Source organism: Corynebacterium provencense (genome assembly GCA_900049755.1).
GTDB classification, from domain to species: domain Bacteria; phylum Actinomycetota; class Actinomycetes; order Mycobacteriales; family Mycobacteriaceae; genus Corynebacterium; species Corynebacterium neomassiliense.
The window spans coordinates 1,296,799-1,308,648 of the sequence record LT160592.1; the positions used below are offsets into that span (position 1 = coordinate 1,296,799).

The window sequence follows — 11,850 nt, forward strand, 5'->3', positions numbered from 1 at the left end:
ATGTCCGCCCTCGACCTCCCCGTCCTCTGGTTCATCCTCGTCACCGTGCTTTTCGCCGGTTACTTCCTGCTCGAAGGTTTCGACTTCGGCGTCGGAATGCTCCTGCCGTTCACCTCACGCCGCACCGACTCCCCCGCCGCCGCGGACGCCGCGCGCACCGGCGCCGTCCGCACCATCGGGCCGGTGTGGGACGGCAACGAAGTCTGGCTGATCACCGCCGGCGGTGCCCTGTTCGCCGCCTTCCCAGGCTGGTACGCCGCCCTGTTCTCCGGCTTCTACCTGCCCCTGTTCCTCATCCTCGTCGCACTGATCCTCCGGGCCGTGGCCCTGGAATGGAGAGGAAAGGTCGACACCCTGCGTTGGAGGCGGCGCTGCGACCTGACCGTCACCGTCTCCTCCTGGCTCCCGCCGGTCCTGTGGGGTGTGGCCTTCTCCAACCTCGTCCGCGGCGTCCCCCTGGACGCCGACCAGAACATGGACAGCGGACTGTCCACCCTCATCGGGCTGCTCAACCCCTATGCACTGCTGGGCGGCGCCGCCTTCACCTGTGTCTTCCTCATGCACGGTCTGAGCTTCCTGCGTCTGCGCACCGCCGGTGACCTCCGGCAGCGGACCACCCGGGCCGTCGTCCCCGTCACCGTCCTCGCCGCGGTCACCGGTGGAGCGTTCATCCTGTGGACCCAGCTCGCCCACGGGAAGAACTGGACCTGGGCGGTCACCGTCCTCGCCGTCGCCGGCGTGCTCCTCGGGGTCCTCGCGATGCTCCGAGACCGTGACGCGACAGCCTTCATCTCCACCGCCGTCACCGTGATCTCCACTGTCGTCCTGCTCTTCGGCTCCCTGTACCCGTGGCTGATGCCCACCACCCTGGCGGACGGGGTGGGCCTGGACATCCGCAACGCCTCCTCCGCCGACTACACGCTGACCGTGATGACCTGGTCGGCCCTGTTCATGGTCCCGCTCGTCCTCGCCTACCAGGGATGGACCTACTGGGTGTTCCGCAGGCGCGTCACCTCGGCGCCGGTCACCGGAACACCACAGTCATGAGCAGAGGCCCGGTCGACCCCCGACTGCTGCAGCTGTCCGGCCCGACCCGGAGGTGGACCGCCGTCCTCGCCGTGGTGACGGCCCTGCGGACGGTCGCGCTGGTGATCTCCGGCATCATCGTCGGGCGGACCTCAGCCTCCGTCATCACCGACGGTACGGGTCTCGCCGACCACCGGGCGGCGCTCGGCGTCCTCGCTCTCCTCGTCGTCGCCCGCACCGCACTCGCCTGGGTGGAACAGCGCTACAGTCACCGTGCCGCGGCGCAGGCCACCGAAGACCTCCGGGTCCGGGCACTGACGGTGCTGGCCCACCGCGATCCCCGGACCGTGGACCGGGCGGAATGGCGCACCCTCCTCACCGAAGGAACGGAGGGCCTGGGCCCCTACCTCACCGGCTACCTGCCGGCCCTGATGTCCACCGCCCTGGCGACCCCCGCGGTCCTGCTGGTGGTGTGGTTCCTGGACGCCGGGTCCGCGATAGTCGCCGTGGTCACCCTGCCGCTGATACCGGTGTTCATGTGGCTTGTCGGCACTCTCACCGCCGGGCGCACGGAAAAGAAGCTCATGACCCTCGGCGTCCTGTCCGACCAGCTGCTCGACCTGGTCACCGGCCTGCCGACCCTGCGCGCACTGGGGCGTCTCTCCGCCCCCGTCGCCGAGGTCCGGCGACTGTCCGACCGACACCGTCGTTCCACCGTGGAGGTGCTGCGTATCGCATTCCTGTCCTCGATGGTCCTGGAGTTCCTCGCGACACTGTCGATCGCCCTCGTCGCCGTGGGGATCGGATTCCGACTTCTCGACGGGTCCATGACCCTGGCCGCCGGGCTGACAGTGCTGATCATCATCCCCGAGGTGTACAACCCTGTCCGCCAGGTCGGAACCCGGTTCCATGACGCCCGCGACGGGATCGTCGCGGTGGACCGGATCCTCACCCTCCTCGCCGCCCGTTCCGACGGGGACACCACGGCACACCCCGGCACGACCGGGGGAGCCGGGGAAGCCGGGGGACGCGATGCACAGGACGGGCAGGGCGGGCAGGGCCTGACCGTCACCTTCGACCACCTCTCCGCCACCGGACGTGACGGCCCCCGACCCCGCGACGTCACCGGCACCGCACGCCCCGGACAGCTCACCGTCCTGACCGGCCCGAACGGTGCCGGGAAGACCACCACCCTGCTGGCACTGCTCGGTATCGCGACCGACGGGGTCACCGGCACCGCCCGGGTCACCGCAGGGCCGGGGACCGGACCACGCCTCACCGGCACCGAACTCTGGGACCGGACCTCCTACCTGCCGCAACGACCTGTCCTCGACACGGCGGACGCCACGGCCGTCGGCGACACCTCCGGACTGTCCCTGGGGCAACGGCAACGGGCGGCGGTCCACGCCGAACTCGACCGCAGTCGCACGACCGGTCGTGACCTGCTGCTCCTCGACGAACCGACAGCCCACCTGGACACCCCCAACGCCAGGACCATGGTCGAGGCCCTGCGCCGGCGGGCTGCGGAAGGCGCGACGGTGCTCATCGCCTCCCACGACCCCCTGGTCACCGCCGCAGCAGACCACCACATCGAGGTGAGACCGTGAACGTGACACGTACCCTGGCCGCCGCCCGCCCCCTCACCGGACTGAGGACCCGTGACCTCGTGGCACCGGTGGCTTCGGGAACGGCGACACTCCTGGCGTCGCTCACCCTGACCGTCGTCTCCGCCTGGCTGATCACCCGGGCCTGGCAGATGCCGCCGGTGATGGACCTGACCGTGGCCGTCACCGCTGTGCGAGCACTCGGCATCTCCCGTGCCGCGTTCCGCTACACCGACCGGCTCAGCGCCCACGGGCTCGCCCTGCGCTGCGCCGCCACCGCCAGGGTGAACGCCTACCGCACCGGTCCGGAGCCCCCTGGGGACCGGGCCGGCGGCACGTCAGATACAGAGGGCACGTCCGGGAGCGCCGCCGCCACGGTCGGCGACACCCCGCACCTGCAGGCGGTCGGCCTGGCATACGGCCGGGACCATGTCCTGGGCATCACGGACCTCGACCTGCCGTTCGGTACGGTCCACACGGTCACCGCGGCGTCCGGCACGGGCAAGACCACTCTGCTGCTCACCCTCGCCGGGCTGCTCCCACCCCTGCACGGAACGGTGACCCTCGACGGGGTCCTGCTCACGGACCTCGACCCGGAACTGCTGCACCGGACCGTCTCCTACCTGCCCGAGGACGCCCACGTCTTCGCCACGACCGTGCGGGACAATCTCGCCGTCGGGGCACCGGACGCCCCGGACGACCTGATGCGCGCCACCCTCACGGCCGTGGGGCTCAGGGACTGGGTGGACGCGCTCCCGCACGGACTGTCCACGGTGCTGGCGGACGGTCCCGACAGTCTGTCCGGTGGGCAACGCCGCCGGCTCCTGCTCGCCCGGATGCTGCTCACCGACGCCCCGGTGCTGCTGCTCGACGAACCTTTCGAGCACCTTGACGCCGACGGCGCCACGGAACTGGAGGGACTGTTCACCGCACCCCGACTGCCCGGGGCCAGGACCCGCCGCACGGTGGTCATTGTCCGGCACCCCCGGTGAGACTGTCCCAGAGCCGGACGTCGAACCGGAGTCCCGCCGCGGCGGCGGCCGACATGTGCCGCACCGCATTGTCGAGCTTCGACCCCCACGTCCACACCGCCACCGGGGCATTGCCGTTGACCAGGGCACTCATGATCTGACGGTCGTCGGCGACGATGCGGGCCACCACGGGACCGTAGTTGAGCTGAAGCACCGAGATGAACATCTGCAGGCGCAGGGTCAGGGAATGGAAGGTGCGCGCGGACTGGCGGAGACCGGCCGCCTCCGCCAGTTCCTGCTGGAAGTACAGGTCGGCCTGGTCGACGCGCACGGCGTCCCCCCGTTCTGCGGCGGCCTCCAGCATCCGCAGTGCCGTCTGTGCGCCGAGCAGCCGGTGGCGGGGCACTGCCGCACAGGCACGCAGGAGGACGGTGCCGACCTGCAGACGCGCGGCGTAGAGGTCGATGATGTCCGCGCCGGTGACGAGGGGCAGGGAGAACACACCGTCCCGGGATTCCAGCAGGCCGTCGTCGGCGAGACGTCGCATCGCCGCGCGCACCACGGACTGCCGTATGCCCATGTGGGACGCCAGGACACCACCGGTGACACGGTCGCCGGCGGAGAAGCCGGAGTCGGTGATCTCCTTGCGCAGGGCGACGGCGACCTGTTCAGCCGGTGAGAGTTCCCCTCCCGCCGTCCCCTGCCACCCTGGTCCGGGAACCTGCCACCCTGTGCTGAATGAGTCAGAAACCGGTTCACTGTCTCGCTCACCGGACATGCCGCCGTAACGGTCTGCGTGGCCTGCACGCAGGCCTGTGCCTGAACCTGTACCCGGAGCTGTGCCCGGGTCGGACCGTCTCCACCTCACCCCGTGCAGGCCCTGCCCGACCCGGACGGACAGTGCGGAGAGCAGATCCCCGGGCACCGCGTCCACGCTGCGTCCGCAGGCCTCCAGAAGGCCTGCCGTCTGGGACAGGAACGCCTCCCAGGTCTGCTGTCCCGGCTCCCAGAACACCCGTACCGTGTCCGCCCCCAGACTGTCCCCGTCCACCGGGGGCCCGGCCGCTCCGTCCCCGGGCTCACGCCGGGTGGTCGGCCAGGCGTCCGCCCCGGAGATCCGCAGCGCCGCCATGACCGCGGTCGCCCGCCTGTCGAAGGCCTGCAGTTCCCCCGGCATGTCGGCGCCTCCTGTACTGAATTCCACACTGATCCGCGGAAAACTCACCGTGAAGGCGGAGAACCGCAGGCTGCGGTGACCGTGTTCCACCCGGAGCAGGTCACCTCCCCGCCGTATCCGGCGCATCGCACGGCTGACCAGNAACTCGGAGGGGAACCGGGCCCTCAAACTCACCGTCGCTGTTTTCCGGGGGCTGAGAGGTCTGCCGGGAACGAACCCCCCGTTCTCTTAGACCCATCTGGATGTGTATAAGAGCCGGGCGTCCGCCTGTTCCTGGATCCGGGGTCGCCCTCTCGCCGCGGCACCCGCCTGAGCTCCTGTGGCCATGGCCGCATTCTCGCACCCGCCTTTCTGACTCACAACCCCCCGGAGACCGGAACTGCCGCTTCACACCGGAAGGACCTGCGCCGCACACTGCACTCCCGACCCCGGGAAGTCCCCCACGGAAGAGCCCCCACAGAAAACCCCACCGAAGAAAGGCCCGGCACCACCATGACCGACCCGAACACCACCCCGACCACCGGGCTGACCCGCCTGGCAGACGCCGCCACCGGGAAAGTCCGGGCCTGGCTCACCGCCGCCCGTCCGGAAGGCCGGGGAACAGCCGCAGGCACCGGTGCCGCCCGACGCCTCGCCGCCGTCCTCTCCGACCCTCAGGGCCTCGACTTCGCCGTCGGGTTCGTCGACCGCGTGGTACGCACCGAGGACCCGGACGCTGCGGCAAGAGCCCTCGCCGACCTCGGGGAAATCACCCCGAAGACCCTCTCCCTCCTCGACCGTGCCCAGATCAGGGCAGGTGCGGCACTGGCCACCACCCTGCCCCGGGTGGTGGTCCCGGTGGCGAAGTCCCGCATCCGTTCCATGGTCGGGCACATGGTCGTCGACGCCGACGACCGGCCGCTGGGCAGGGCCGTCGCCACCCTCACCGCCGGCGGACACCGGCTGAACATCAACCTGCTCGGGGAGGCGGTCCTCGGCGAGGACGAGGCCGACCACCACCTCGCGGAGACCCGCCGACTGCTCGCCCGGGACGACATCGACTACGTCTCGGTCAAGGCGTCCTCCGTCGCCTCCCAGATCAACATGTGGGGCTACCGCGACACCGTCGACTATGTCGTCGACCGGCTCACCCCTCTCTACCTCGAGGCGGCGAAAGCACCCGCCGGGTCGAAGTTCATCAACCTCGACATGGAGGAGTACCGGGACCTCAAACTCACCGTCGCTGTGTTCCGGAGGCTGATGAGTCTGCCGGAGACGAAACACCTCGAGGCCGGCATCGTTCTCCAGGCCTACCTGCCCGACGCCCTCGCCGCGATGGAGGAACTGGCCGCCTTCGGCGCCCGACGGGTGGACGCCGGGGGTGCGGGGATCAAGGTCCGACTCGTCAAGGGTGCGAACCTGGCGATGGAGACGGTGCACGCCGAGATGCAGGGGTGGCCGCTGGTCACCTGCCCGTCCAAGGAGGCCACCGACGCCAACTACAAGCTTGTCCTGCACCGGACCCTGACCAGGGACAGTCTCCGCGGGCTGCGGTTGGGCGTGGCCGGACACAACCTCTTCGACATCGCCTTCGCGCATCTCCTGTCCGTCGAACGCGGCGTCTCCGACAAGGTCGAGTTCGAGATGCTGCAGGGCATGGCCGGTGACCAGGCCGGTGCGGTGAGCAGGGACGTGGGCCAGCTGCTGCTCTACGTGCCGGCGGTGCGCCCCAGCGAGTTCGACGTCGCGGTGTCCTACCTCGTCCGGCGCCTGGAGGAGAACTCCGCCCCCACCAACTTCATGTCCGGGATCTTCAGGATCGCCCCGGACAACGACGTCTTCCGCCGGGAGGAACGCCGGTTCCGGTCCTCCCTGGCGGACCTGGCGGTACTGCTGCAGGAACAGGGCGGCACACCTCCGGCCCCCAACCGCCGGCAGGACCGTTCCTCCGAGGTCCTTCCGGAGACCAGCTACCTTGACACTCCGCTGCCCGGGTTCCGGAGTGAACCGGACACCGACCCCTCCCTCACCGCCAACCAGGACTGGGCCGCCGCAGCTGTCGCCCGGTCCGCGGAACCCGGGTTCCTCGACCAGCTGTCCTCTCCGGAGTCCGTGACGGAGGCGGACATCGACCCTCTCGTCGCCTCGGTCACCGCCGCCGCCGGACGGTGGGCCGCCCGGCCCGCCCATGAGCGCGCGGCAGTCCTCTACCGTGCCGCGGACATCCTCGCCTCCCGCCGCGGTCACCTGGTCTCGGTCGCGGCCGCCGAGGTCGGAAAATCTGTGGCCCAGTCCGACACGGAGATTTCCGAGGCAGTCGACTTCGCCCGCTACTACGCGCACAGTGCGGAGGATCTGGACAGGGTCCGTCACGCCAGGTTCACCCCGGACAANGCACCCCCGGGGCCGGGGACGCCCGCAGTCCCCCAGACGGGCCCACAAGGTCCACCCTCGTCCCCCCGGTCTCTTATCCGCATATAGTGGTTTAAAAGAGACAGGTCCTCTCCCGTGCCGCGGACACCCTCGCCTCCCGCCGCGGTCACCTGGTCTCGGTCGCGGCCGCCGAGGTCGGAAAATCTGTGGCCCAGTCCGACACGGAGATTTCCGAGGCAGTCGACTTCGCCCGCTACTACGCGCACAGTGCGGAGGATCTGGACAGGGTCCGTCACGCCAGGTTCACCCCGGACAAGGTGGTGCTGGTGACCCCGCCGTGGAACTTCCCGCTGGCCATCCCCGCCGGAGGTACCTTCGCCGCCCTCGCCGCCGGTGCCGGTGTCATCCACAAACCCTCGAAGCCCAGTCCCCACTGCTCGATGGCGGTACTGGAGGCACTGTGGGACGCCGGTGTCCCCCGTGACCTGCTGCGCGGGGTGTACCCGGCCGAGCGGGCCACCGGCCGGACACTGGTCAGCCACCCCGGTATCTCCCGGGTGATCCTCACGGGTTCCTCGGACACCGCCGCGATGTTCTCGTCCTGGCGTCCCGGGCTGCGCATCAACGGGGAGACCTCCGGCAAGAACGCGATCATAGTCACCCCTTCCGCCGACCGTGACCTGGCGGTCGCCGACCTGGTGTCCTCGGCGTTCGGCCATGCGGGGCAGAAGTGTTCGGCGGCGTCCCTCGGTATTCTCGTCGGGTCCGTCGCCGACTCGGAACGTTTCCTGCGCCAGCTCGTGGACGCCACCTCTTCGTTGACCGTGGACTGGCCGACGAATCTGCGTGCGACGACGGGACCGCTGACCGAACTGCCCTCCGACAAACTGACCCGCGCGCTGACGACCCTCGAGGACGGTGAGGAATGGCTGGTCACCCCACGTCAGCTGGACGGGACGGGACGCCTGTGGTCGCCGGGGATCCGGACGAACGTGCAGCCCGGCTCTTTCTTCCACCTCACCGAAGTTTTCGGCCCGGTGCTCGGGCTGATGAGGGCCGAAACCCTGGAGGACGCCCTGGACCTGCAGAACGCCACCGAGTTCGGGCTCACCGGAGGTATCCACAGCCTGGACGTCGCCGAGGTCCGCAGGTGGCTGGATAAGGTGCGCGTGGGAAACGCCTACGTCAACCGGGGCATCACCGGGGCGATCGTGCGGCGCCAGCCCTTCGGCGGGTGGAAGAAGTCCTCGGTGGGGCTGGGGTCGAAGGCCGGCGGCCCGAACTATGTGATGCTCATGGGCACCTGGTCCGATGACGCCGGGGCGCCTGATCCTGGTACAGGGCCGGGTGACGGTACCGGGGTGACCGGGGACGCGTCAGGGGCGGTGGACGCCTTCCTCACCGCCCTGGGCCGGTCCGCGTCCGTCGACGACGCCGACCTCGCCTGGCTCACCACCGCCGCACTCGACGACAGGGACACCTGGAACACGGAGTTCGGGACACCGCGCGACGTCACCGGCCTGCACAGTGAGGCGAACATCTTCCGCTACCTGCCCACGGAGGTTGTGCTGCGGGTCAGCGCGGACGCCACGGCCGTGGAGGTGGCACGCACCCTCGCCGCCGCCCGGCGCGCCGCAGCACCGGTCCAGGTTCTCGCCGATCCTGCCGTGGACCCCCGGGTGACTGAGGTGCTGGCGACGGCGACGGACACCCTGGGCACTCCCCCCGCCCGCACCGTCGACGACGCCACCTTCACCTCACTGCTGCTCTTCGACGCCCTCGGCGACGAGCCTGCCAGGGTCCGTTTCGTCGGACGTGTCGCCCACACCACACTGGAAGAGCTGGCGGGGCGCCCTGACGTCACCGTCCTCGACGACGCCGTCACCGCCTCCGGCCGGGTCGAACTGCGCTACTGGCTGAAGGAGCAGTCGTTGGCGGTCACCCTGCACCGTTTCGGCAACCCCTCCCCGGACTTCCACGCCCTGGCGGAGGAACTGACAGGTCAGGGACGTCTCAGATCCTGAGGTTCTGGTCGACGGGCCGGATCATCACCGTGTCCACGTCCATGTGCGCCGGGCGGTCCGCCACCCAGCGGACGGTCTCGGCGATGTCCCCCGCCTGCAGGTTGAGGACATCGGCGTAGACCGCTCCGGCACGTCCGGCGTCCCCCTTGAACCGGTTCAGGCTGAAGTCGGTGGCCACCCTGCCCGGGTCGATCTGGCAGACGCGCACTCCCTCGTCGGCGAACTCGATGCGCATCACGTCGGTCAGCGCCGTCTCACCGAATTTCGCGGCGTTGTACCCCGCCCCACCCCGGTAGCCCCACCGTCCCGCGACGGAGACGATGTTGATGACCTGGGGTGCGGCGGTCTTCTTCAGCTCGCTGAACAGGGCCCGGGTGACCTGGAGTGTCCCGATGACGTTCGCCTCGTACATCCAGCGCCAGTCCCCGATGTCGGCGTCGAGGACGCTGTCGAGGCCGCGCGCACCGCCGGCATTGTTGACCAGCAGGTCCACGCCGCCGAGCCCGGCGACGCGGGTGGCCAGGGCGTCCACGGATCCGGGGTCGGTGACGTCGAGGGTGATGACGTGGGTGGTGGCGTCCGGGGTCTCCGCGGCGATCCGGGACGCCACCTGCCTGAGTTTCTCCTCCCGTCTCTTCTGCACCTCTAGATGCGTATAATCGACAGGACTCCGACTCGGAACGTTTCCTGCGCCAGCCCGTGTACGCCATCTCTTCGTTGACCGTGGACTGGTCGACGAATCCGCGTGCCGCGACGGGACCGCGTGCGCGGGGCAGGCCGGGGAGGCTGGGCAGACTGGGCGGGTTGGGCCGTCCCGGGAGACTGGCCCGGGAACGCAGGATCCTCACCGAGCTCACGGCCCCGCACCTGGCCGGAAGCCGGACCGGTGGCGCAGTGCCGCACACGGTCCCGGGAGCAGGGACGGGTGCGGGTACGGGAGCAGGTACAACCGGGAGACGTCCTCTGCCTGCCCGGATCCTCACCCTGTTCAGCGGGCACGGTGTGGGGCACGGCATCGGGTACGGTGTGGGGCACGGTGTGGGGGCTGAAGCGGGGCACGGGTTGTTCCGCGGCGTCCGGCACGTCGACGACGGTCGCCTCGTCGCCGCACTCGCCCGCACCGCCGCCGGCTACGGTGCCCGGGTGCTGACGTACTGCGGGGCCACCGGAATCCACACCGACGGCACCGTCGCCCGCGTCACCCTGACAGACACCCTGCCCCCCTGCACCGACCCGGCACCGGATTCAGGACCGGGTTCGGGACCTGCCACGGACCTGCTGAGGGAGGAACTGAGGCGCCCCCTCCCCGAGGTCTTCCAGGTCGAGGCCGGGGTGATCATCGACACGACCGGTGACGCGACCGGCTCCCGGATACCGGACCCGGGCAGGACGATCCCCGGAGCGAACTTCCCCGGCACTGTCACGGCCCCGGAGGTCGGACACTCCGGATACCGGCTCGTCGCCGAGAGAGCCGTCGACGCCGCGGCCCGGTTCCTCGCCGGATCCGGGGTGACCGCCGGTCCGTGCGTCACGGCGTCCACCCCGGTCGTCGGCGCACCGACCGCGGAATCCTCCGCCGGGGTCGACCCAGCGGACCTCGACGGCCTTCCCACGTCGATGGTCGGCAGGTTCGGCTGTGAAGCCCCCGAGGTCCTCCGGGACGCCACAGTGGACAATCCCCTCGACACCGTCGGCCACAGCACCCACGACATCGACGTCGTCCGGGCGGAACTGGAGTTCCACGTCACCCACGAATGCGCTCTGACGGTCAGTGACCTGCTCGACCGGCGCACCCGCATCGGACTCGTCCCCGCCGACCGGGCAGCGTGCGAGGAAACGGCGCGTGAGATCCTCCGGGAGGTGCTTCCCACGCTGGTGTGAACACCTGCGGCATACTGGGGGCATGATCATCTGCCCGGGCTTCACCGACCTTCCCGCACCTCCGGTACCGCACGGAACCCCGGCGCACCGCCACTGAACATCGGAGGCACACCATGACCGAACCCGCTACCGGCCCCGTCTCCCCCGGAGATTTCATCGCACAGGTTGTTTTCCGGCACAACCCCACCACCAGTCCGCAGTGGTCCTACTACGGGATCAACGCCCCCCTGGCGGGATCCGCCGCGAAACTCTCCGAGGCGAAGTTCGCCGCGAACAGGGACCTGCAGTTCCTCTCGGGCGATCCCTCCCCTGAGTTCCGCAGTTACGCGGAATGGGCGGTGGACCAGGAGACCCGCCCCGAGGAGTTCCTCCACCCGACGGCCCCCGTGTTCGTACGCACCCTCCAGGACGAGGACACGAACCTGCGACTGCACCGGCAGAATCTGGCACAGGCGTACCTGGAGGGGATCCGGTCGGCACCGGAGCTGCGTGTCTCACTGCCTGAGGTGGTGGGTGCCGTCGCCCCCGGTGACGGGGACGCCGACAGTTCCGCCGACGGGCCCACAGAGGTCATCCTCGTCACCCTCTTCCCCGACGACCTGCTCGGGGACGCCCTGCTCAACCTCACCGCGCAGGATTCCGTGGTCTTCTGCCTGCCCGACGGGGACTCCCTGAGTTTCCTGCCCGTCCACGGGGCCGACGTGTGGCCTGAGGAGGGTCCCGGAATGCTGGAGCAGATGGGGCTCGACGAATTCGCCACCGTCCGCGACCTCATGGAGGTCAGCGACGACGACTCCTGACGGGCTGCCGGGGGA

Annotated in this window: 8 protein-coding genes and 1 pseudogene; 7 read left to right on the forward strand and 2 right to left on the reverse strand. The window is 70.0% G+C overall.

From position 1 onward, the window contains the following. From cydB to BN3906_RS05950, 3 genes are read left to right on the forward strand one after another with little or no spacing between them, the layout of a single operon-like run. Window positions 1-1,047 (forward strand): cytochrome d ubiquinol oxidase subunit II, encoded by a 1,047-nt coding sequence (gene cydB / locus BN3906_RS05940; protein ID WP_066585341.1) that lies wholly within the window; start codon window positions 1-3, stop codon window positions 1,045-1,047. Then, window positions 1,044-2,633 carry an ABC transporter ATP-binding protein/permease gene (locus tag BN3906_RS05945; protein WP_078057163.1) on the forward strand — a complete coding sequence of 530 codons (1,590 nt, stop codon included), beginning with the start codon at window positions 1,044-1,046 and terminating at the stop codon, window positions 2,631-2,633. Before cydB ends, BN3906_RS05945 begins: the two co-directional genes overlap by 4 nt. Next, window positions 2,630-3,622 (forward strand): ATP-binding cassette domain-containing protein, encoded by a 993-nt coding sequence (locus BN3906_RS05950; protein ID WP_261796861.1) that lies wholly within the window; start codon window positions 2,630-2,632, stop codon window positions 3,620-3,622. Before BN3906_RS05945 ends, BN3906_RS05950 begins: the two co-directional genes overlap by 4 nt. Here BN3906_RS05950 and BN3906_RS05955 read toward each other — a convergent pair. Then, window positions 3,600-4,904, reverse strand: a complete 1,305-nt coding sequence (locus BN3906_RS05955) for a GntR family transcriptional regulator (RefSeq protein ID WP_436834814.1) — start codon at window positions 4,902-4,904, stop codon at window positions 3,600-3,602. The genes BN3906_RS05950 and BN3906_RS05955 overlap by 23 nt on opposite strands. Window positions 4,905-5,651: 747 nt before the next feature. Here BN3906_RS05955 and BN3906_RS05960 point away from each other — a divergent pair. Together BN3906_RS05960 and BN3906_RS05965 are read left to right on the forward strand one after the other, a co-directional pair. Beyond that, window positions 5,652-7,238, forward strand: a complete 1,587-nt coding sequence (locus BN3906_RS05960; protein WP_436834815.1) for a proline dehydrogenase family protein — start codon at window positions 5,652-5,654, stop codon at window positions 7,236-7,238. Between the two features lie 43 nt (window positions 7,239-7,281). Beyond that, window positions 7,282-9,154: pseudogene (locus BN3906_RS05965) on the forward strand (aldehyde dehydrogenase family protein); the annotation flags it as partial. Here the strand turns inward: BN3906_RS05965 and BN3906_RS05970 are convergent. Next, window positions 9,144-9,797 (reverse strand): SDR family oxidoreductase, encoded by a 654-nt coding sequence (locus tag BN3906_RS05970; protein ID WP_078057165.1) that lies wholly within the window; start codon window positions 9,795-9,797, stop codon window positions 9,144-9,146. The pseudogene BN3906_RS05965 and the gene BN3906_RS05970 overlap by 11 nt on opposite strands. Window positions 9,798-9,853: 56 nt before the next feature. On the opposite strand from BN3906_RS05970, the gene BN3906_RS05975 reads away from it, so the two are divergent. Then, on the forward strand, window positions 9,854-11,035 hold the full coding sequence (locus BN3906_RS05975; RefSeq protein WP_066585347.1) for a glycerol-3-phosphate dehydrogenase C-terminal domain-containing protein: 1,182 nt from the start codon (window positions 9,854-9,856) through the stop codon (window positions 11,033-11,035). A gap of 113 nt (window positions 11,036-11,148) precedes the next feature. Beyond that, window positions 11,149-11,835, forward strand: coding sequence for a hypothetical protein (locus BN3906_RS05980; protein ID WP_066585350.1), 687 nt, complete (start codon window positions 11,149-11,151; stop codon window positions 11,833-11,835). Window positions 11,836-11,850: the final 15 nt, after the last annotated feature.